A 21,908-nucleotide genomic window follows, 5' to 3' on the forward strand; every position below is an offset into this window, starting at 1 on the left:
TCCGTCAGGTGCGCACGTCGAGAAGGGGAACCAGCTGCTCGGCGGACGTCACCGAGCCGTGCATGCCGATCAGCGCGGACTCCTTGGGCTCGGTGCGGCAGGCGACGACGGCGGCACGGCCCGTCATCGCCACCACGACGTCCCCGATCCGGCCGCGCACCCGCGGCTCCACCGTGCCGTGAGGCCCGAACCAGCCGAGCGCGATGGCCTCGTCACGGGTCGCCACCCAGGCGTCCTCGGCGAGCACCTCCCGCCAGACGGCGTGCACATCCGCGGCGGCTCCGGGCACGGCGTACAGGTGCCTGGCCCGGCCCTCGCCGCCGAGCACGGCCACTCCCGCGCTGAGCTCCCAGTCCTCGTCGAAGTCGAAGCGGGCCGCGTCCGTGAAGGGCACATCGACCATGCCGTGATCCGCGGTGATGTAGAGCGCGGCGCGGGGAGGCAGTTGCTCGGCGAGCCGCTGCGCGAGCTCGTCCACCCGGCGCAGCTGGTTGCGCCACTCCGGGGAGTCCATGCCGTAGCGGTGGCCGTGGGAGTCGAGCTCGGCGTAGTAGGTGTACACCAGCGTGCGGTCGGCCGCGGCGAGCCGCCGGGCCGCCAGGTCCATCCGCTCGCCCGCGTCCAGCCTGCCGAGGAAGGTGCCCCCGCTCAGCGCCACCTTGGTCAGCGGGGTGTGCTCGAAGAAGGGCGCGGACACCTGCGAGGTCTCGATGCCCGCCGCCTGGGTCTGCTGGAAGACGGTGGGGTACGGCTGCCACAGATGCGGGTCCGTCCACGGCTCCCAGCGCAGCTGGTGCATCAGTGCGCCGGTGGCCGGATTGAGCACCCGGTACCCCGCCAGCCCGTGGGCGCCCGGCGGCAGCCCGGTACCCACGGAGGCCAGTGACACGGCGGTGGTGGACGGGAAACCCGACGTGATCGGCTCTCCGGTGCCCGCCGCGGAACCGGGGAGCAGGGAGGTGAGGAAGGGGGCCAGCTCAGGATGGGCCCTCAGCGCTTCCCAGCCCATGCCGTCGACGAGGAAGACACAGACCCGGTCGGCGGGCGGCAGCGCGAGATCCGAGGTCATGCCGGGCACGCCGAGACCGGCGGCGACCGCGGGCAGCAGGTCGGCGAGTGAACCGACGCCGTACCGCGGTACCGGGGCACCGCGGGGATCGAGCGGTACGGGGTCGAGGGCCCCGGGGTCCGCTGCCTGCTGCTGACGGGTCACCTGCCGGACACCGCCGTGGCCTCCGAGAGTGCCTGCGCGAAGGCCAGCGTCTGCCGCACGGTCTCCGGGCCGTCACCGGCCTCGCTGATGCGCAGCGAGAGGTCATCGGCGGTGCTGGAGCCGGTGTACCCGTGATCGGCTTCGCAGTTGGGGTCACCGCAACCGGCGGGCTCCATGTCGATCCGGGACACCGCGCCCCAGCCGATGGTGAGGACCACCTCGTGCGGGAGGGTTCCGGGGGTGTAGGACTCGGGGTCCGCGACGACCCGGCTGAGCACCACGGAGGAGATGCGGGAGAGCTTCACGGACTCGGTGGAGGTGGTGGCGTAGGGTGCGGGGACCGTGCTGTCCGCGGCCTGCTCGTCGGTATGGCTGACGATGAAGCGGCCCCCGGTGAGCACGAGCACGGTGGCGTGCCGCCGCACCTCGTTGCTGTCGAACGTCGTCTCCTGGTGCACGAGGTAGGACACCACCGGGTCCCGGCCCACGGCAGCTTCCACCGCCTCGGCAACGAGCGCCGGGTAGTAGCCGCTGCGCTCGATAGCCGTGCGCAGCCCCTGGGTCGTCGTACCGGTCTTCGCCATGCAGACATCCTAAGGGGCTGCGCTGAGGTGCAGGGCTCACCTACCGGAAGCGGCAGAAACCTGAGGGGCCCCGGGGAGTCAGCCGTACGGCAGTGGCAGGCGCCTGGGGCCCAGGTCTGTCCGCGGGGGAGGCGGGGCCACCCGCACCTCCGCGGCCAGGACGCTGACTCCCTGCGGGGCGACCACGACGGGCTCCAGATCCACCTCCGCGATCTCCGGATGGTCGTCCACGAGGCGGCTGAGGCGCAGCAGCAGCTCCTCCAGGGCATCGGTGTCCCCGGGCTGGGCTCCGCGCCAGCCGAAGAGCATCGGGGCCGCCCGGATGGAGCGCACCAGCTCCGCGGCTCCGCGGTCGGTGACCGGCAGCAGCCGGTGGGCCACGTCCCCCAGCAGCTCGGAGGGCGGCCCGGCGAGCCCGAAGGAGACCACAGCCCCGATGGACGGGTCGACGACGGACCGCACCACCGTGTCGACGCCGCGCGGCACCATGGCCTGCACAACGGGACACAGCTCGGCGGGGGTGCCGAACTCGGCGGCGAGCTCCTCGTACGCCCGTTGCAGGTCCGGTTCGGTGGCGAGATCGAGGCGGATACCGCCCAGGTCGGCGCGGTGCCGAAGGTGGGGGGCGGTGGCCTTGAGGGCGACGGGGTAGCCGATGCTCCGGGCGGCCTCGAAGGCGGTGCTCAGGTCGGGGGCGGGCCGGGCGGCCGGTACCTGGATGCCGTAGGCGGCGAGCAGCGCGTGTGCGTCCTTCTCGGTCAGCGTGGCGCTGCGCGGGCCGCCGTGCTCACCGGGGTGGTCCCCGACGGCCCGGTGCAGCAGGCCGGCCGCCGCGGGCTCGTCGATGTCGTCGAAGCTCGGGACACGGCCCGGGGAGCCGGCCGCGCGGTGCCATTCGGCGTACCGGGAAGCCTGAGCGAGAGCGCGGACGGCGCGTTCCGCCGAGGGGTAGGCGGGGATGCCACGGGTACTGAGTGCGGTGGCGAGCCCGGTGATGGCGAGATGGGCGACGACCACCGGCTTGGTGGTCACGCCCGAGTCCCGCACCGCCTCGTGCAGCGCCTCGGTCAGCAGGTGGCCGATGTTCACGCTCCCGGCGGCCTCGGGTGTCTCCCGGATCGTGGGGACGGCCGTCACGACCACCGCGTCGGTTCCCGGGTCGTTCAGAGCGGCGGTGAGGGAACTCCGGTAGTCCTCCGGGCCGGCGGCCGGGGCCAGGCTGTCGGCGGGCAGCGGGCTGAGGTTCTGGGCGCGGCAGGCGTCACGGGCAACGAGGGCCATGGACTCGGCGTTGCCGATCACGGCGACGCGCGGCCCGGCGGGCAGCGGCTGGTGTGCCAGCACCAGGCCGGTGTCGACCAGTTCGGTGACCGTGCCGGTCTCCAGGACACCGGCCTGACGCAGCAGTTCGGAGACCGTGCGGTCGGGGGTGCTGCCGGCCCGGACTGCGTGACCGAGCGGGGGCGTGCCGCCGCTGTGCCGGCCGCCTCGGACGACCACCACCGGCTTGCCCGCGGCTGCCGTGCGCCGCGCGAGCCGGGTGAACTTCCGGGGGTTGCCGAGGGACTCGAGGTACATGAGGACGACGTCGGTGTCCGGGTCGTCGTGCCAGTACTGCAGGACGTCGTTGCCGGAGACGTCGGCGCGGTTACCGGCCGACACGAATGTGGACAGCCCTGCTCCGCACTGCTCCAGCTCCTCCAGTGCGGCGATGCCGATCGCCGCTGACTGGGTGAACAGGCCGGTGCGGCCGGGCGCCGGGAGGTACGGTGCCAGGCTCGCGTTGAGCCGTACTCCGGGAGAGGTGTTGATCACGCCGAAGGCGTTGGGGCCGATCATGCGCATCCCGTACAGCCTGGCCTGGTGGACCAGCTCGCGCTGGTCCTCGCGGGGGTATCCGGCGGCCGGTACGACGAGGCCCTGCACTCCGTGCTCCCCGCACTCGGCGACGGCCTCCGGCACCCGGTCCGCAGGGATCGCCAGGACCGCGAGGTCGACCGGCCCGGGGATGTCACGCACGGAGCGGTGGGCGGCTGCGCCTCCGATCTCGCTCCGCCCGTCCTCCAGTGCCTCGTTCACGGCGTGCACGGGGCCGGGAAAGCCGGCCGCGAGCAGCGCGTCGAGCACGCGCCGCCCGACCCCTCCGGGGCGGCGTCCGGCTCCGACGACCGCTACCGCGCGGGGGGTGAGCAGGCGCTGCACCGAGCGCGCCTCCGCGCGCTGTTCGCGGGCCCGCATCACCGCGAGCGAGGCGGCGGTGGGCTCCAGGTCGAGCGTCAGGTGCACCGAGCCGTCGGCGAAGCTGCGGTGCTGGGAGTACCCGGCATCCGTGAAGACTTTGATCATCTTGCTGTTGGCGGGGAGCACTTCCGCGACGAAGCGCCGGATGCCGCGCTCCCTGGCGCAGGCGGCGATGTGCTCGAGCAGGGCGGAGGCGAGCCCTCGTCCCTGGTGGGCGTCCTGGACCAGGAAGGCGACCTCGGCCCGGTCGGCGGGAGCGGGGGCGGGCCTGCCCTGCTCGTCGATCCGGTCGTAGCGGACGGTGGCGATGAACTCGTCCCCGACCGTGGCTGCCAGCCCTACCCGCTCCACGTAGTCGTGGTGGGTGAACCGGTGCACGTCCCTGGCCGAGAGCCGCGGGTAAGGGGCGAAGAACCGGTAGTACTTGGACTCGTCGGACACCTGCTCGTAGAAGCTGACCAGCCGGTCCGCGTCCGACGGAGTGATGGGTCTGATGTGTGCCGTCCCTCCGTCACGGAGTACGACATCGGCTTCCCAGTGATCCGGGTAGGCAGGTTCGGCAGGTTCGGCAGACGTCCGCATGGCTTCAGCGTACGGCCGTGCCCCGGTGCTGCCACGGAACAGCGGGCGGGCAGCGGCCGGCACCGGTGAGACGCGCCCTACCGGATACGGGTCCCCGTGCCATCCGCTGTGGGAAAGTGAACCGGGCAGAGCTGCTACCTGAGGGGCAACACCATGGTTGAGCGCCGTGTCACCATCGGCTGGAGCGAGGGCCTGCACGCCCGCCCGGCCGCGATCTTCGTCCGCGCCGCGACCTCTGCCGGGGTCCCGGTGACCATCGCCAAGGGGGACGGCACCCCCGTCAACGCCGCCTCGATGCTGGCGGTGCTGAGCCTGGGCGCCGAGTGCGGCGAGCAGGTGGTGCTGTCCTCGGAGTCCGCGGACGCGGTGGACGCGCTGGACCGGCTGGCGAAGCTGGTGGGCGAAGGTCTCGAGGAGCTCCCCGAGACCGTCTGAACCAGCGGAAGAATGCGCAGACGGCACCTGCCACGGCGCGGCAACCGCGCGCACCGGATATACCGAAAGGGCCGGGGAGTTTTCGACCGCCGGAAATCCGCGCGCCGAATACCCGGGATCGGCATTTTCAGCCACCGCTGTTCCGGTGGTATCAAATGTATACGAGAGCCGTTAACAAAGGTCACCTGCTGTGTTGACAGCTCGTTTCAGGCTTCTCACAGCGTCCGCACGCTGACCTGGCGCTGCTGCTTCCTGGCCGGGGTGAACCGCTCGAGCTGAGCGGAGGACAGGGCCCGCGCCCGCTCCGCGTCCCGGCGGGCGATGGCGTCCACGAGGGAGCCCCGCTCCTGCCACAGCACCGCGGTGCGCGAAGCGGGCTCCCCGGCGTACAGCCAAGTGATCTTGCGGTGCAGCTGCACCAGCAGGGCGGCGAGCCCCGGACTGCAGGTTGCCTGCGCGACCGTCTCGTGGAACCAGTCCCCCAACGGCCGCAGGTCGGTGCTCTGTCCCTGCCCCTGGGACCGCTGGCGCCCCAGCCTGACCAGGCCGCGCAGCACCTTGAGGTGCGCCTCGGTACGCCGTTGCGCGGCGCGCGCGGCGCCCAGCGGCTCCACCAGCATGCGCACGTCCAGCAGGTCGGCGGCCTCCCGGTTCCCCGGTTGCGCGACGCAGGCTCCGGCATGCCGCCGGGAGACCACGAAGCCCTCGGACTCCAGCGTGCGCAGCGCCTCGCGGACCGGCACCCGGGACACCCCGTACCGGTGGGCCAGCTGTTCCTCGGCCAGCCGGGACCCCGGCGGCAGCACGCCGTGAATGATGTCGTCACGAATTGCCGTGCATACCGCCTGCGCGGAGATACGCATCAACAGACCCCCACTGGTTTCGGCGTGAGCGGTCCTCGGCATTTCCGCCGGGACTCCGTGAACTGTATGACAAAAACTCGCGTATGCCGATGGGGGCCGGGATATCACCGTTGCATTCCCCGGGCGCGTGGGGTCCGGTGGACAGCGCCGCGCCCCGGGGCCGGCTGCCCCGGGGCGCGGTCGGTACGGGCGGGTCAGTGCCCGGGGATCACCGTGACCTCGCCGATCCCCAGCTCCCGGACCGGATCGGCGATCTGCTCCGCGTCGCCGACGAGCACGGTCACCAGCCGGTCCGCCGGGAAGGCACTGACCGCTGCCGCGGTCGCCTCGACGGTGCCGGTCTCCGCGAGCCGGGCGTAGAGCCGGCCCTGGAAGTCGTCCGGCAGCTGCTGGTCGACCTGGTCCGCGAACGTGTTCGCCACCGCTGCCGCCGTCTCGTACCTCAGGGGCGCGATCCCCACCAGATTCTGCACGGCGACGTCGCGCTCCTCGTCGGTGAGGCCCTCCGCCGCCAGGGCGCGCAGCACCTGCCAGAGGTCCGCCAGAGCCGGCCCGGTGACCTCGGTCGCGACCGAACCGCTGATGGCGAGCATCGAGACACCGGTGCCGTCGGCGGTGGACCGCAGAACCTGGGCGAACGCCCGGATGCCGTAGGTGTAGCCCTTCTCCTCCCGCAGCACCCGGTCGAGCCGGGAGGTGATGGTGCCGCCCAGGCAGTACACCCCGAGCAGTTGGGCGGGCCAGACACGGTCGTGGCGGTCGGGCCCGGTACGGCCGATCAGCAACTGGGTCTGCACGGAGCCGGGGCGGTCGACGATGACCACCCGGCCGGTGTCGTCCGCCGCCACCGGAGGAACAGCGACGGGCTCACCCGGACCGCCGGTCCAGGCTCCCAGGGTCTCGCGGAGCGCGGCGTCGAGGTCGATGCCGGTCAGGTCACCGACGATCACGGCGGTGGCGGAGGCGGGCCGCACGTGCGCGTCGTAGAAGGCCTGCACCGCGTCCCGGTCGATCCGGGCGACACTCTCCGCACCTCCCTGCCGGGGCCGCGACATCCGGGAGTCCGCCGGGAACAGCGTGCTGGACAGCGCCATGGCGGCCCGCCGGCCCGGACTGGCCAGTTCGTGCGGGATCTCGTCGAGCCGGTTGCGGACCAGCCGCTGGATCTCCTCCTCCGGGAACGTCGGGACCCGCAGCGCGTCGGCGACCAGGGCCAGCGCCCTGACCAGCCGGGAGGCCGGGACCTCCAGGGACACCCGGACCCCGGCGTGATCGGCGTTCGCGTCCAGGGTGGCACCGCAGCGCTCCAGTTCGGCGGCGTACTCCTCGGCGGTGTGCCGCTCCGTGCCCTCGGAGAAGGCCCGGGCCATGATGGTGGCCACCCCCTCCTGATCGGCCGGCTCGGCCACCAGAGGCGCCGCCAGACAGATCTCCACGGCGACGACCTGCTGACCGGGCCGGTGGCTGCGCAGCACGGTCAGCCCGTTGGGCAGGCTGCCGCGCTCGGGAGTGGGGAAGGCCCATGGCCGGGGCCGGCCGCCGGCCGGCTGCGGGTGGAGTTCCATCGTGCTGGTGGCGTCGCTCACTTCGCCGCCCCTTCCGCGTCTTCCTCGTCGGCTGATGTCTCGTCAGCAGGCCCGGTCGGCTCGTAGACCAGCACCGCGCGGTTCTGCGGGTGGAGGTGGGCCGCGGCGACCGCCCGCACCTCCTCGGGGGTGATGTCCAGCACCCGCCGCACGGCGGTCAGTGCGAGCTGCGGGTCGCCGAAGAGCACGGCGTACCGGCACAGCTCGTCGGCCCGGCCCCCGACCGTGGCGAGCCGGTCCAGCCACTCCCGCTCCAGCTGGGCCTGGGCCCGCTCCATCTCCTCGGGCGACGGCCCTTCGGCGGCGAACCGGGCCAGCTCCTCGTCAACTGCCTCCTCGATGCCGGCGACCTCCGCGCCGCCCGAGGACTTGACGTCCAGCCAGCCCAGCGAAGGAGCCCCGGCCAGCCTCAGCAGTCCGAAGCCTGCCGTCACGGCGCTCCCGTCCCGGCGCACCAGACGGTTGTACAGCCGGGACGATTCCCCGCCGCCGAGAGCGGTGAGGGCAAGGTCGGCCGCGTCGGCCTCCCGGGTCCCGTCGGTGGGCAGCCGGTAGGCGACCGTGAGGGCGCGGGCCGGCACGTCCTCCTTGACGACCTCGCGCAGCTCTTCGCCGATGTTCGCGGGCAGCGTGCCGTCGCGGGGCGGCTGCTTGCCGCTGTGGGACGGGATGGAGCCGAAGTACTTCTCGATCCAGGCCAGGGTCTGCTCGGGATCGATGTCCCCGACGACGGACAGCACCGCGTTGCCGGGGGCGTAGTAGGTGCGGAAGAACTCCCTCGCGTCCTCCAGCGAGGCGGCGTCCAGGTCCGCCATGGAGCCGATCGGCGTGTGGTGGTAGGGGTGACCCTCGGGGTAGACCATCGCGGTCAGCTTTTCGAACGCCGTGCCGTAGGGCACGTTGTCGTAACGCTGACGGCGCTCGTTCTTCACCACGTCGCGCTGGTTCTCCATGGACTCCTCGTCCAGGGCGGCCAGCAGGGTGCCCATCCGGTCGGCCTCCAGCCACAGGGAGAGCTCGAGTTCGTGAGCCGGCATCGTCTCGAAGTAGTTGGTCCGCTCGAAACTCGTGGTGCCGTTCAGCGAGCCGCCCGCCGCCTGCACGAGCTCGAAGTGGCCGTTCCCGTGCACCTGGGCGGAACCCTGGAACATCAGGTGCTCGAAGAGGTGCGCGAGACCGGTGCGGCCCGGCACCTCGTGGCGGGAGCCGACGTCGTACCAGAGACAGACCGCGGCGACCGGGGTCAGATGGTCCTCGGAGAGCACCACGCGCAGGCCGTTGGCCAGCCGGTGCTCGGTTGCGGTGAGCCCGCCGCTGGCGTTCTGCGGGGTGGCCGTGTGGCCCATGGGCAGGGGGTCCCTTCGCTTGGATCGGTCGAGACCCTGTCACCTTATGCACGAGGACCGTTGGTGTGCGAAGTTCCCGTACGGTACGGAATCATCCGGCACCTGTGCAGCGGACCCGTGGAACGGGGCCGAGGCACGGCTGTCGGAGCGCCGGTCCACAATGGTCGGCAGCACCCCCCGCCCGTACGTACGAATAAGGAGCCCCTGCGCGATGGCCCGCCGCAGTACGAAGACCCCGCCGCCGGACGACTTCGAGGAGCGCATCCTCGACATCGATGTCGTCGACGAGATGCAGGGCTCCTTCCTGGAGTACGCCTACTCGGTCATCTACTCCCGCGCACTCCCCGACGCCCGGGACGGCATGAAGCCGGTGCACCGGCGCATCCTCTACCAGATGCACGACATGGGCCTGCGGTCCGACCGGTCGTACGTCAAGTGCGCCCGGGTCGTCGGAGAGGTGATGGGCAAGCTCCATCCGCACGGTGACTCCGCGATCTATGACGCGCTGGTCAGGATGGCCCAGCCCTTCTCCATGCGGCTGCCGCTGGTGGACGGCCACGGCAACTTCGGGTCGCTCGGCAACGACGACCCGCCCGCCGCAATGCGGTACACCGAGTGCCGGTCCGCCCCGGCCGCCGCGCTGATGGTGGACTCGATCGACGAGGACACCGTCGACTTCGCCCCCAACTACGACGGCAGTGAGCAGGAGCCGGTGGCCCTGCCGTCGGCGTATCCCAATCTCCTGGTGAACGGTTCCAGCGGCATCGCGGTCGGTATGGCCACCAACATGGCGCCGCACAACCTCGGCGAGGTGATCGCCGCCGCCCGCCACCTGATCAAGCACCCCGGTGCCGACCTGACCACGCTCATGCGGTTCGTTCCGGGTCCCGACCTGCCGACCGGGGGCCAGATCGTGGGCCTGGACGGAGTCCGGGACGCCTACGAGAAGGGCCGCGGCACCTTCCGGATCCGGGCCACCGTGACCGTGGAGCAGGTCACCCAGCGACGCAAGGGCCTGGTCGTCACCGAGCTGCCGTTCGCGGTCGGCCCGGAGAAGGTCATCGCCAAGATCAAGGACCTGGTCAATGCCAAGAAGCTGCAGGGCATCGCGGACGTCAAGGACCTGACCGACCGTTCGCACGGGCTGCAGCTGGTGATCGAGATCAAGAACGGCTTCAACCCCGAAGCCGTTCTCGCCCAGCTCTACAAGCTGACGCCGATGGAGGAGACCTTCGGGGTCAACAACGTCGCGCTGGTGGACGGGCAACCGCTCACCCTGGGCCTCAAGGAGCTGCTGGAGGTCTACCTCGACCACCGCTTCACCGTCGTCCGCCGGCGCAGCGAGTTCCGCAGGACCAAGCGCCGCGACCGGCTGCACCTGGTCGAGGGTCTGCTCGTGGCGCTGCTCGACATCGACGAGGTCATCCGGATCATCCGTTCCAGTGACAATGCCGCGCAGGCCAAGGCGTCGCTGATCGGGCACTTCGGACTCTCCGACATCCAGACCCAGTACATCCTGGACACCCCGCTGCGCCGGCTCACCCGGTTCGACCGGATCGAGCTGGAGACCGAACGCGACCGGCTGAAGGGGGAGATCGAGGAGCTGACCCGCATCCTGGACTCGGACGCCGAGCTGCGCAAGCTGGTGTCCGGTGAACTGTCCCAGGTCGCGAAGAAGTTCGGCACCCCGCGGCGCACCCGGCTGATCGACAGCGACGGCGCACAGATCGCCTCGGTTCCCCTGGAGGTCGCGGACGACCCCTGCCGGGTGCTGCTGTCCTCCACCGGGCTGCTGGCCCGGACAGCCGAGGGCGAGACGTCCTTCGACGCCCGGGCACGGCGGACCAAGCACGATGTCATCGTGTCGGCCGTTCCCACCACCGCCCGCAGCGAAGTGGGCGCGGTCACCTCCTCCGGCCGTCTGCTGCGGCTCACCGTGATCGACCTTCCGCAGCTGCCGCCGGCCTCCGGGGCACCGAACATCTCCGGAGGCGCCCAGCTGTCGGAGTTCCTCTCCCTGGAGGAGGACGAACAGGTGGTCTGCCTGACCACCCTGGACGAGTCCTCGCCGGGCCTGGCCATCGGCACGGCCCAGGGAGTGGTCAAGCGGGTGGTGCCCGAGTACCCCTCGAACAAGGAGGAGCTGGAGGTCATTTCGCTCAGGGACGGCGACCGGATCGTGGGAGCGGCCGAGCTGCGCACCGGGGAGGAGGACCTGGTGTTCGTCACCAATGAGGCCCAGCTGCTGCGTTACCCGGCCTCGCAGGTCCGCCCGCAGGGCCGGCCCGCCGCCGGTATGACCGGCATCAAGCTCGGGCCGGAGGCCCGGGTACTCGCGTTCCACGCCGTCGATCCGGCGGCAGACGCGCTCGTCTTCACCGTCGCCGGCGGGAGCGACACGCTGGACCCGGCACTCGGCAGCGCGAAAGCGACACCGTTCGACCAGTACCCGCGCAAGGGCCGGGCCACCGGCGGCGTGCGCTGCCAGCGCTTCCTCAAGGGCGAGGACCACCTGACGTTCGCCTGGGTGGGTGCCCGCCCGGTCCGGGCCGCAACCCGGACGGGCGCCCCGGTGGAGCTGCCGGAGCCGGACCCTCGCCGGGACGGCTCGGGCATGCCGATGGCCAAGCAGGTCGCGGTGGTCGCCGGCCCGGTCTGAGAGGGCGCCGCTGCTTCCCGGCACCACCGGGGGCAGCGGCTCCCCTCCGGCGGGCGCCGGACACGGAGGGCCGGGCCGCCCGGCGGAAGCAGTCAGGTAGCGGGCTCCGCATCCGCGGGCTCCTCCACGAACCGCAGCACGCCGTACATGCTGCGGGGGACGCCCGCCGCCTCGGCCCCCGGCTCGTCCGGCTCCCCCGCCCCGGAGGGCGGCTCCTCGGGCCCCACGACACAGCCTTCCAGCTCCTTCCGCACGGCCTCGGCGTCGATGCCCGCTCCGATGAGCACCAGCCGCGTCATGGGCTGCTCACCTCCCGCCCACGGCGAGGGGGTGAAGCGCAGAAAGCTCCCCACCGCGTGCACCCCGTATTTCTCGCGCTCCCCGCCCGCACCGAAGTGCACATAGCCCTTCATCCGGTAGAGCCCGGCGGGCCGGCTGTCCAGGAAGGCCATGAAGCGGCGCGGGTCCACCGGCCGGTTCTCGGTGAACCCGACACTCTGGTACCCGCAGTGCAGATGACCGTCGTGCCGCGCCTCCCCCGCGCCGGGGGCCTCACCTGCCCGCAGCTCCTCCAGGAGGTCGGCGAAAGAGAGCTGCCGCGGCGCGTCGGCCCCCGCCTCACGGCGCGCCCCGGTGTCCCGGTCCAGCAGCAGCTCCGGATCCACCCTGCCGTGGGACACCGGCACCACGGGGGTGCCGCCGCCGAGCTCCGCCAGCAGGTCACGGAGACGGCCGGTCTCCTCCTCCGGGACCCGGTCCGCCTTGTTCAGCACGATGAGGTCGGCCACGGCCAGATGCCGGTCGATCTCCGGGTGCCGGTCCCGGGTGGTGCCGAACTCAGCGGCGTCCACGACCTCGACCAGCCCGCCGTAAAGGATGCGGCGGTCCCCGGAGCCCAGGATCATCCGGATCAGGGTCTGCGGCTCGGCCAGCCCGCTGGCCTCCACGACGATCAGGTCGAGGCGCGCGGCCGGGCGGGCGAGGCGGTCCAGCATCCCGTCCAGGTCCTCGGTGTCGACCGCGCAGCACAGGCAGCCGTTGTCCAGCGCCACCATCGAGTCCACCTGCCCGTCGACGGCCATCGCGTCGATGCCGATGCTGCCGAAGTCGTTGACGACCGCACCGATTCGCAGCCCCCGGCGGTTGTGCAGCAGGTGGTTGAGCAGTGTGGTCTTCCCCGCGCCCAGGAAGCCCGCAAGGACGATCACCGGGATCCGGGGCCTGGCCATCATGGTCCCTCTCTCACGCAGGGGCTCGGGCCCGGCCGACGGCAGGCCCAGGTATCGGGTCGCGAGCGGTGATCCTCGGGCCCGCAGCCTGCCCCAGGATATTCGCACTCCGGCCGTCGCAACCGCGGCCCCCGGTGATCATCGTGCACTGACCGGCGTGCGCTCACCGAACGTCACGAGGACCGTCCTGCCGTGGCACGATGGAAACCGGTTAGGGTCACCTACTGACCCTGTACATGACGACCGGGCGGACCTCTCTGTGAGCACCTGCGCAGCATCTTCCCGGGACCGGGCCGAGCCTCTCGCCGGAACGGCCGCTGTGGCCAGGACCTGGTTGCTCATCGAGCAGCCCGGGCCGTGGGGCAGCAAAGCCCTCACCCAGAGTCACTTTCCCTCGACGCTCGGTCGCGAGCTGGAGGCCAGGGCGGAGGGGACCGGGGTGCGGGTGGCACTGATCCGCCGTCCGGGCCCGCACGCCGACCGCCGGGACCCCCTCCCCCGCCGGATCTTCGCGGCCCACACCCTTCCCGGCCGGTCCTGGGTCCGCACCGCCGTGATCACCCGGGCCTCGGCCCTGGCTGTCCTGGACCTCCAGCGGCTCGGCGCAGGACAACACGACGGCCTGGGCGAACCCCACGAGGGCGATCCGCTCACACTGGTCTGCACCAACGGCAAGCGTGACCGCTGCTGCGCCGTCGAGGGCCGTCCGCTGGCGGCCCAGCTCGCCACCGCAGGGAGTGCGGAGGTCTGGGAGGTCACTCATCTCGGCGGTCACCGGTTCTCCCCGACCCTGCTGATCCTCCCGCACGGCTACGCCTACGGACGGATGACCGCCCCGGCCGCCACGGTTGCGGCCGGTGAGATCCGGCAGGGCCTGGTCGAGACGGACGGCTGCCGCGGCCGGTCCTGCTGGGACCGGCCGGGACAGGCCGCCGAGCTGGCGCTGCGCAGGCTGACCGGCGAAACCGCCGCGGACGCGCTGCACGTCACAGGCACCGATCCCGAGGGCGGAGCGACACCGGGCTGGAGAGTAACGGTCGCGCACCGCGACGGGCGGCGCTGGCAGGTCCGGGTCGGCGAGGGCCTGACCCCGGAGCCGCTCCCCGCGAGCTGCGGAGCACCGGCGCTGCCTCAGTCGCGGATGGATGCCGGCTCGATCATCCCGCTGCGGCCCACCGCTTCGGCCGGACCACGGCCGCGCGAGGCCGTGCCGGCGGGCTCCGCCGGGATCGGCTGAGACCGCCGGCCCGGCAGGCCCGGCTCCGCGGGATCAGGTATCGATCCGGGAACGGTCCAGGGTCGCCGCCGAGCTGGTGATGAACTCCCGGCGCGGTGCGACCTCGTTCCCCATCAGCAGCGCGAAAGCCTGCTCGGCGGCCTCGAGGTCACCGATGTTGATCCGCCGCAGGGTGCGCTGCCGAGGATCCATCGTGGTCTCGGCCAGCTGGTCGGCGTCCATCTCACCGAGCCCCTTGTAGCGCTGGATGGACTCCTTGTAGCGGACCCCGCGCTCCTCCAGTTCCAGCAGCGAGTCCCGCAGCTCGGCATCGGAGTAGGTATAGATGTACTTCTCCTGACCCTTCCGGGGATTGACGAGCTCGATGCGGTGCAGGGGCGGCACCGCGGAGAAGACCCGCCCCTGCTCGACCATCGGACGCATGTACCGCTGGAACAGCGTGAGCAGCAGGCAGCGGATGTGCGCGCCGTCCACATCGGCGTCGGCCAGGAAGATCACCTTGCCGTAGCGCGCCTGGTCGATGTCGAAGGTCCGGCCGGACCCGGCTCCTATCACCTGGATGATCGCACCGCACTCGGCGTTCTTCAGCATGTCCGAGACCGAGGACTTCTGGACATTGAGGATCTTCCCCCGGATGGGCAGCAGGGCCTGGAACTCACTGTTCCGCGCCAGCTTGGCCGTGCCCAGGGCGCTGTCGCCCTCGACGATGAACAGCTCGCTGCGGTCCACCGCGTCGCTTCGGCAGTCGGCCAGCTTGGCCGGCAGGGCGGAGGACTCCAGGGCCGTCTTGCGGCGCTGAGCCTCCTTGTGCTGGCGGGCGGCGATCCGGGTGCGGGCGGCGGCCACCACCTTCTCCAGCACGGACCGGGTCTGCTGCTTGCTGTCCCGCTTGGTCGAGGTCAGGAACGCCTTCAGCTCCGTGGCCACCACCTGGCCGACGATCCGGGTGGCGGCGGAGGTCCCGAGCACTTCCTTGGTCTGGCCTTCGAACTGCGGCTCGGCCAGCCGCACGGTGACCACCGCGGTGAGACCTTCGAGCGCGTCGTCCTTGACGATGTCGTCCTCGGCGACGCGCAGCAGCTTCGCGCTGCGCAGCACCTCGTTGACGGTCCGGGTCAGCGAGCGCTCGAACCCGGAGACATGGGTGCCGCCCTTCGGGGTGGCGATGATGTTCACGAACGATCTGACGGTGGTGTCGTAACCGGTGCCCCAGCGCAGCGCGATGTCGACCTCCAGGTCGCGCTTGACCTCGGTCGGGATCATGTGTCCGCGCTCGTCCAGGACCGGGACGGTCTCCTTGAAAGCGCCATGGCCCTGCAGCCGCTGGACGTCACAGATCGCCTTGTCCGGAGCGAGGAACTCGCAGAACTCACTGATCCCGCCGTCGTAGCGGAAGACCTCCTCACTGTGCTCCGACTCCTCGGTCGCACGCTCGTCGCGGACGACCAGGGTGAGTCCCGGCACGAGGAAGGCGGTCTGCCGCGCGCGGGCGTGCAGAGCGTCCAGGGACAGCTTGGCGTCCTTGAGGAAGATCTGCCGGTCCGCCCAGTACCGCACCCGGGTGCCCGTACGCGTTCCGGGGATCTTCCTGCCCTTCTGCAGCCCGTTCGCGGGATCGAAGGGGGCGTCCGGCCCGGACTCGGTGAAGATGCCCGGGGTGCCGCGGCGGAAGCTGATGCGGTGGGTGCGGCTGTTCCGGTCGACCTCGACGTCGAGCCGTGCGGAGAGCGCGTTCACCACGGAGGCACCGACGCCGTGCAGGCCACCGGACGCGGCATAGGAGCCGCCGCCGAACTTGCCTCCGGCGTGCAGCTTCGTCATGACGACCTCGACCCCGGAGAGGCCGGTCTTGGGCTCGACGTCCACGGGGATGCCCCGGCCGTTGTCGCGCACCTCGACGGAGCCGTCACCGTGGAGCATTACCTCGATGCGGTCGCAGTGACCGCCCAGTGCTTCATCGACGGAGTTGTCGATGATCTCCCAGAGGCAGTGCGACAGGCCCCGGCTGTCGGTGGAGCCGATGTACATGCCGGGGCGCTTGCGCACCGCCTCGAGGCCCTCGAGAACGAGCAGGTGCCGCGCGGTGTAGTTGCCCCCGGTGTCAGTACCGGTGAGCAGTGCGGTGGACGGCGCGGACGTGTCGGCGGTCACGCAGTTCGCTCCTCGCTGAATTCGGATTAGGTGGCGGGTTTGCCGCTCCAGAGAGTACCGAGGCCCACGAAATGGGGGGAACAGGCACCCCCGGGAGCCACAGGGTACCCTAGCCTCGATCACCTGTTCGATAAGTCACCAGGGTGACGTGTACATCGCGTTCCATTTGAGGCATGAACCATTTAGGCTCCGGGCACGTCCTCCTCTACAGAGTGGACGCCGGATAGCCCGGCACGAGCCGGGTACCCGGACCCGACAACGCACACGAACCGATCCCACAGCACCCCGACGCTATACGGCTCATTCGCCGCCACCCGGCAGCGTTCGGCCAGCTCGACCAGAAAATATCTCGAGGAATGCCGCGAGCGGGAACGTTTTCGGCCTGGTTGGATGTTGACCCTGGTACGACAGCTCGTCGAGCTAGAGAAGAGGCGACGTGACTACAGTTCTGACCCCCGCGACCCCGCTGACGGCCGCCGACCGCTGCGACCGCTGCAGCGCACAGGCTTACGTGCGTGTCGTGCTCATCAGTGGCGGAGAGCTGCTGTTCTGCGCCCACCACGGCCGCAAGTTCGAGCCGGAACTCAAGAAGATTGCCGCGGAGATACAGGACGAGACGGAGAAGCTGACCGTGAGTTCTCCCCCCGCGAGTGAGTGAGCGCTGACTCGATGATGTGACCCACCTCGTACCTCAACGACGGGCTCGGACCGGCTGAGGGCCGGACAGCGGGCGGGCCTTCCCCCTTGTGGGGGAAGGCCCGCCCGCTCCTCATGTCCGGGACGCCCCAGGTGGCCGTCGGCACCCGCCCGGACCCCGGACCCCGGGATCAGTCCAGGTAGTCGCGCAGCACCTGCGAACGGGACGGGTGGCGCAGCTTCGACATGGTCTTGGACTCGATCTGCCGGATCCGCTCCCGGGTCACACCGTAGACCTTGCCGATCTCGTCGAGCGTTTTCGGCTGGCCGTCGGTGAGACCGAAGCGCATCGAGACCACACCGGCCTCGCGCTCGCTGAGCGTGTCCAGCACGGAGTGCAACTGCTCCTGCAGCAGCGTGAAGCTCACCGCGTCGGCGGGCACCACTGCCTCGGAGTCCTCGATCAGGTCCCCGAACTCGCTGTCCCCGTCCTCACCCAGCGGGGTGTGCAGAGAGATGGGCTCGCGGCCGTACTTCTGTACCTCGACGACCTTCTCGGGGGTCATGTCGAGTTCCTTGGCCAGCTCCTCCGGGGTGGGCTCCCGGCCCAGGTCCTGCAGCATCTGGCGCTGCACCCGCGCGAGCTTGTTGATGACCTCGACCATGTGCACCGGGATGCGGATGGTGCGGGCCTGGTCGGCCATCGCCCGGGTGATCGCCTGCCGGATCCACCACGTCGCGTAGGTCGAGAACTTGTAGCCCTTGGTGTAGTCGAACTTCTCGACGGCGCGGATCAGACCGAGGTTGCCCTCCTGAATCAGGTCCAGGAACAGCATCCCGCGCCCGGTGTAGCGCTTGGCCAACGAGACCACGAGCCGGAGGTTGGCCTCCAGCAGGTGGTTCTTCGCACGCCGCCCGTCCTCGGAGATGATCTCCAGCTCACGCCGCAGCTTGGGAGCGATCTTGTCCGCACCGGCCAGCTTGTCCTCGGCGAACAGGCCGGCCTCGATGCGCTTGGCGAGTTCGACCTCCTGCTCCGCGTTGAGCAGCGGGACCTTGCCGATCTGCTTGAGGTAGTCCTTGACCGGATCCGCGGTGGCGCCGGCCGCCGCCACCTGCTGGGCGGGGGCGTCGTCCTCATCATCGTCCGACAGGACGAAGCCCTCGTTCTCGGCCTTGACCTCGCCCGGACCGTCCGCGGTCTTGGCCTTCCCGGCCTTGCCCGCCGTCTCCTCGACGGCCTCCCCGTCACCTTCGAGGAGCTCGTCGACGACCGACTTTTTCGCGGCGGTCTTCTTGGCCGCGGCCTTCTTCGCCGGAGCCTTCTTCGCGGCGGTCTTCTTGGCCGTGACCTTCTTCGCCGGAGCCTTCTTCGCGGCGGTCTTCTCGGCGGCGGCCGGGCGGGCGTCGCTCTGCCGCCCGGGTTCCCCGGACCCCGTGGCGGCGGACTCCTCGGAGGAACCGGCCGGCACCTGACGGGCGGGAGCGGCCTTCGCAGACACCGCCTTGGTGGCCGTGCGCTTGGCCGGCGTCTTGGCGGCGACGCTCTTCCGGGTGCGCTTGGGCGCCTCGGCGGCACTCACCATCAGCGTCACGCCCTCCTCGTCGAGGATCTGGTTGAGGCTGCGCAGTACGTTCTTCCACTGGGTCGACGGGATCTGGTCGGCCTCGAAGGCCCGGCGCACGTCGTCACCGGCGATCTGCCCTTCGGCCTTCCCCTGTTCGATGAGCGCCATCACAGAATCGGATTCGGCGATCTCTGCAGGGAGCGTACGCGGGGTGCTGGCCGACACGAACAACCTCTCGGAACTCTGGGAACGACTTCGGTACCGCCCGCGGGAGGCGGAACCGTGACCGGCGGCGGGGTTCGGTCGCCGGCGCGGCGGAGCAGCGGCCGGTGATGACGTCCGGAGGGACGCCCGACAGCCCGGCGACGGCTGCTACCTCTTGAGACATCGCTCTGCTCCCGGAAGTGTTACGCCGCATTCGCGTGTCCCGAGTCACATCGCACGCCCGACTGTAGCGGGCCGGATCACGCGCGTCGTCGGAGCCCGTCCCCCACGGCCCCGACGACGCGGAATCGCGTACGGCTGCGGCGGGGGTCAGTGCTCCCGCGGGGCCGGGACGATGTGGTCCGGGCCGGGTCCGGGCGGGCCGCCCGCCGGGACGATGGCCTCCGTTCCTGCGAGCAGCTGCCGCATGCCGGCCTCGGCCGCGGCGGCTTCACCCGCCTCGACTGCGTCCACGATGCGCTGATGATGGTCGACCGAGGCCTCGGTCGGGTGCTCACAGCCGGCAGGACCGCCACCGGAGACCTGGAGAGCGGCGCCCACGATGCCGGAAAGGTGCTCCAGCATGCGGTTGCCCGCCGCCTGGATCAGCAGCCCGTGGAACTCCGCGTCGGCCCGGGCGAATGTCAGCTTGTCCCCCTGAGCGAGGGCGCGGCTCATGATGTCGACCATGTCGCCCAGGCGCTGCTGGACCTCCTCGGTGCTGTGCCCGGCGGCCAGTCGGGCAGCGAGCGGTTCGATGGTCCAGCGCAGCTCACAGAGTTCGCGGCGCTGGTCGTCGCGCTGCGGACCGAAGGCACGCCACTCGATGATGTCGGGATCCAGCAGATTCCAGTCTCCGACGGGCCGGACCCGGGTGCCGACATTGGGCCGCGCGCTCACCAGGCCCTTGGCCTCCAGCACCCGCAACGACTCCCGGACGACGGTCCGGGAAACTTCGAAGCGCTGCCCGATCTCCTCGGGCACCAGCGGGCGGTTGGCGTCCAGATCCCCGGAGACGATCATCTGTCCGAGCTGCTGGACGAGCTGGCCGTGCAGGCCGCGGCCCCGGTTGCCACCGGCCCGGCGGCTGCGGCCCATCTCCGCTTCCGCGCCTTCCCAGGCGGGGACGTGGGTGATGCGTGCCGCGCCCGTGGACTCGGCATATGCGTAGCGGTCGGACTCGCCCGGCGCCTGGGAGCCGGGGACGGTGGGGCGAGCAGGTGTCGTCGTGGAGTGCGCAAGGGTAGTCACGCCCCCTTTGTCGGCGGGGCCCGAGGCTCCCTTGAGGTCTTTGGTGAAAAACACACGAAAGGGTGATCACTGACCCGCCCCGCATTGACTTCTCACCCCAGAAAAGGGGAATATCCTTCATATATCGGATATAATGCCCTGCTTCTGCCGGGATGGGCACCCGCGGCCGCCCGGCCGACGTCACACCCTGGGCTGACAGCCATAGGAGCATCCTTCACGCCCGGGGCCGTCCGGCGCCGGTCCGCAGACTGAGCAGGACGTAGCCGCCGAGCAGGGCGGTCAGGGAGAGCGCGAGCGCCCAGCCCACCGGCTCGGACGCCAGGCGTACGGGCGCGGAGAACCAGACCTGCGTCCCGGAGGGCTGCGGCAGAGTGCCGAATACCGGAAGCCGGCCGGGCAGCCCTTCCAGCGCCTGTCCGGCCGGCCCTGCGAACAGGGCACGCAGGCCGGGGGCGATCAGGTAGGGGACGGCGGCGACTGCTGCCAGGCCCGCCGGGGCCGAACGGAAGACACCCGCGGCCAGCAGCCCCGCCCAGGCACATCCGATCGCCAGGAGAGCGGTGTCCGCCGCCGCTGCCGCACCTGTTGCGACAGCAGCGAGCAAGCCTCCGGACGTCTCCGCGGGGAGCACGCCGGAGCCGAACAGCACGGGCAGCAGGAGGGCACCGGCGGTACTGATCGCGCAGCACAGCAGCAGGGCGACGCCCCCCGTCACGGCGAGCTTGGCCACGAGCAGCCGCAGTAGCCGGGGAACGGGTACCAGGCCGGGGGCCAGGGCCGGATACCGGAACTCCTGTCCGAACGAGAGCGCCCCGAGCAGTCCGCCCGCCAGTGCGGCCGGGGGCAGCGGAAACGGTTCCGCCCAGCCGTTGAGCACCCGGACCGGCCGCGTCTCTCCGGTGAGGCCGAGCACAGCGGCGGTGACGAGCCCGGCGAACAGCGCGGCCCCCATGATCCACCAGCTGGAACGCAGCCCGGTCAGCCTCCGCAGCTCGTAGCGCAGCGGACGGCTGGGGCCGGGTGGGGCGGCGCCGGGCAGCCGGGGCGGCGGAGGCCCGGCCGCCCGGCGAGGAACCGGCGGAGGCGTCTGCGGCGGCTCGGGCGCGTCCCGGCCGTCCGCCCGCGCCAGCGGCAGGGCCGGGGCCCGGTCCCCGCTGGTGCCCTCCTCTTCGGCGAGCTGATGGACGAGAACCCGGTTCCGGTAGGCGACCTCCCCCACCGTCGCGCAGTCGCTGCCGTACACCAGGAGCCGGCGGCCGGTCTCCAGGACCACCTCGGGCTGTGCCCCGGCCCTCCCGGCCTGCCGGGGTGCGGCCCGGAACTCCTCGGTGAGAGCAGCCGCGAGGCGGCCGGCGTGCGGGGTCCGCACGGTGACCCGCGGCCGGAGCCGGGTGCGGGAGAAGTCGCCGGCGTCCTGGTCGGCCACCAGTCTCCCGGCCTCCACCGTGACGATCCGGTCCGCCACCCGACTGGCCTCCTTCGGATCGCGCGCGGTGAGGAGCACGGCCCCGCCCTGGGCCGCGTAACCGCGCAGCAGCCCCCGCAGCCAGGCGGTCTCCCGCGGTGAGAGCCCGCGCGCCGGTTCGTCGAGCACCAAGGTGTGCGGGTCTCCCAGCAGGGCCGCGGCCAGCCCGAGCCTGCGGTCCATCCCCCGGGAGAAGGCCGCGAGCCGCTGGTCGGCGAGCCCGCTCAGCCCGACGACGTCCAGGACCTCGTCCGCCCGGCCTGCGGGGACTCCCGAGACGGCGGCCAGCATGCGCAGATGGCCACGGGCGGTGCGGCCGGGATGGCCCGGGACCTCGCCCAGCAGGGTGCCGACCTCCCGGGAGGGGTGGGGCACCCTGCGCAGCGGCCGGCCCCGGAACAGGGCGACGCCACGGCCGGGGAGCAGCTGCAGCAGGAGCAGCAGCGCGGTGGTCTTGCCGGCTCCGGCAGGTCCGAGGAGAACGGTGACGCTGCCGGCTCCGGCCTCGAAGGTGAGATCGTCCACCGCCGGAGGCCGGTCGCGCCGGGACACGCTGGTGAGGCCGATGGCCTGGATCATCGCTTCTCCCGCTGACGAGGCACCCCTGCACGATATCCGGGCATATCCGGTTTTCCGGGCGACGCGCGAGGCGGATCGT

Annotated in this window: 15 protein-coding genes; 4 read left to right on the plus strand and 11 right to left on the minus strand. The window is 71.4% G+C overall.

Going from position 1 to position 21,908, the window contains the following annotated elements:
- Window positions 1-4 precede the first annotated feature (4 nt).
- The 3 genes from PJ985_RS14665 to PJ985_RS14675 form a co-directional block, all read right to left on the minus strand.
- The gene (locus tag PJ985_RS14665) at window positions 5-1,213 is read right to left on the minus strand and encodes an alkaline phosphatase family protein (RefSeq protein WP_271684190.1); all 1,209 of its coding nucleotides are present in this window, start codon (window positions 1,211-1,213) and stop codon (window positions 5-7) included.
- A complete protein-coding gene (locus tag PJ985_RS14670) occupies window positions 1,210-1,797 on the minus strand; it encodes a DUF5998 family protein (protein WP_271684191.1) in 588 nt (195 codons plus the stop codon). The genes PJ985_RS14665 and PJ985_RS14670 overlap by 4 nt, the downstream gene beginning before the upstream one ends.
- 78 nt (window positions 1,798-1,875) lie before the next feature.
- Window positions 1,876-4,620 carry a bifunctional acetate--CoA ligase family protein/GNAT family N-acetyltransferase gene (locus tag PJ985_RS14675; RefSeq protein ID WP_271684192.1) on the minus strand — a complete coding sequence of 915 codons (2,745 nt, stop codon included), beginning with the start codon at window positions 4,618-4,620 and terminating at the stop codon, window positions 1,876-1,878.
- A 153-nt stretch (window positions 4,621-4,773) separates the two neighbouring features.
- On the opposite strand from PJ985_RS14675, the gene PJ985_RS14680 reads away from it, so the two are divergent.
- Window positions 4,774-5,055: an HPr family phosphocarrier protein gene (locus PJ985_RS14680; protein WP_271684193.1), complete on the plus strand. Its 282-nt coding sequence runs from the start codon at window positions 4,774-4,776 to the stop codon at window positions 5,053-5,055.
- 215 nt (window positions 5,056-5,270) lie between these two features.
- On the opposite strand, the gene PJ985_RS14685 is transcribed toward PJ985_RS14680, so the two are convergent.
- The 3 genes from PJ985_RS14685 to PJ985_RS14695 form a co-directional block, all read right to left on the minus strand.
- Window positions 5,271-5,918, minus strand: a complete 648-nt coding sequence (locus PJ985_RS14685) for a GntR family transcriptional regulator (RefSeq protein ID WP_271684246.1) — start codon at window positions 5,916-5,918, stop codon at window positions 5,271-5,273.
- Window positions 5,919-6,112: 194 nt separating this feature from the next.
- On the minus strand, window positions 6,113-7,504 hold the full coding sequence (locus PJ985_RS14690) for a M16 family metallopeptidase (protein WP_443033489.1): 1,392 nt from the start codon (window positions 7,502-7,504) through the stop codon (window positions 6,113-6,115).
- Complete coding sequence (locus tag PJ985_RS14695; RefSeq protein ID WP_271684194.1) at window positions 7,501-8,850, minus strand: M16 family metallopeptidase; 1,350 nt, start codon at window positions 8,848-8,850, stop codon at window positions 7,501-7,503. The genes PJ985_RS14690 and PJ985_RS14695 overlap by 4 nt, the downstream gene beginning before the upstream one ends.
- A 211-nt stretch (window positions 8,851-9,061) precedes the next feature.
- Here PJ985_RS14695 and PJ985_RS14700 point away from each other — a divergent pair, with 211 nt between their 5' ends.
- Window positions 9,062-11,509, plus strand: a complete 2,448-nt coding sequence (locus PJ985_RS14700) for a DNA gyrase/topoisomerase IV subunit A (RefSeq protein WP_271684195.1) — start codon at window positions 9,062-9,064, stop codon at window positions 11,507-11,509.
- Between the two features lie 92 nt (window positions 11,510-11,601).
- Here PJ985_RS14700 and PJ985_RS14705 read toward each other — a convergent pair whose 3' ends face one another.
- On the minus strand, window positions 11,602-12,738 hold the full coding sequence (locus PJ985_RS14705) for a CobW family GTP-binding protein (RefSeq protein ID WP_271684248.1): 1,137 nt from the start codon (window positions 12,736-12,738) through the stop codon (window positions 11,602-11,604).
- Window positions 12,739-12,997: 259 nt separating this feature from the next.
- On the opposite strand from PJ985_RS14705, the gene PJ985_RS14710 reads away from it, so the two are divergent.
- Window positions 12,998-13,975 (plus strand): sucrase ferredoxin, encoded by a 978-nt coding sequence (locus PJ985_RS14710; protein ID WP_271684196.1) that lies wholly within the window; start codon window positions 12,998-13,000, stop codon window positions 13,973-13,975.
- A 33-nt stretch (window positions 13,976-14,008) separates the two neighbouring features.
- Here the strand turns inward: PJ985_RS14710 and PJ985_RS14715 are convergent, their stop codons facing one another.
- A complete protein-coding gene (locus tag PJ985_RS14715; protein ID WP_271684197.1) occupies window positions 14,009-16,126 on the minus strand; it encodes a DNA gyrase/topoisomerase IV subunit B in 2,118 nt (705 codons plus the stop codon).
- Between the two features lie 436 nt (window positions 16,127-16,562).
- Between PJ985_RS14715 and PJ985_RS14720 the strand changes: the two genes are divergently transcribed.
- Window positions 16,563-16,784 (plus strand): DUF7455 domain-containing protein, encoded by a 222-nt coding sequence (locus PJ985_RS14720; RefSeq protein WP_271684198.1) that lies wholly within the window; start codon window positions 16,563-16,565, stop codon window positions 16,782-16,784.
- Between the two features lie 169 nt (window positions 16,785-16,953).
- Here the strand turns inward: PJ985_RS14720 and PJ985_RS14725 are convergent, their stop codons facing one another.
- From PJ985_RS14725 to PJ985_RS14735, 3 genes are all read right to left on the minus strand, one after another.
- Window positions 16,954-18,555 (minus strand): RNA polymerase sigma factor, encoded by a 1,602-nt coding sequence (locus tag PJ985_RS14725; RefSeq protein WP_271684199.1) that lies wholly within the window; start codon window positions 18,553-18,555, stop codon window positions 16,954-16,956.
- Window positions 18,556-18,864: 309 nt separating this feature from the next.
- Window positions 18,865-19,839, minus strand: coding sequence for a FadR/GntR family transcriptional regulator (locus PJ985_RS14730; protein WP_271684200.1), 975 nt, complete (start codon window positions 19,837-19,839; stop codon window positions 18,865-18,867).
- A 160-nt stretch (window positions 19,840-19,999) separates the two neighbouring features.
- On the minus strand, window positions 20,000-21,829 hold the full coding sequence (locus PJ985_RS14735) for an ATP-binding cassette domain-containing protein (RefSeq protein ID WP_271684201.1): 1,830 nt from the start codon (window positions 21,827-21,829) through the stop codon (window positions 20,000-20,002).
- Window positions 21,830-21,908: the final 79 nt, after the last annotated feature.

Origin of the sequence: Streptomyces sp. ACA25 (genome assembly GCF_028200735.1) — a bacterium.
Classification (GTDB): Bacteria; Actinomycetota; Actinomycetes; order Streptomycetales; family Streptomycetaceae; genus Streptomyces.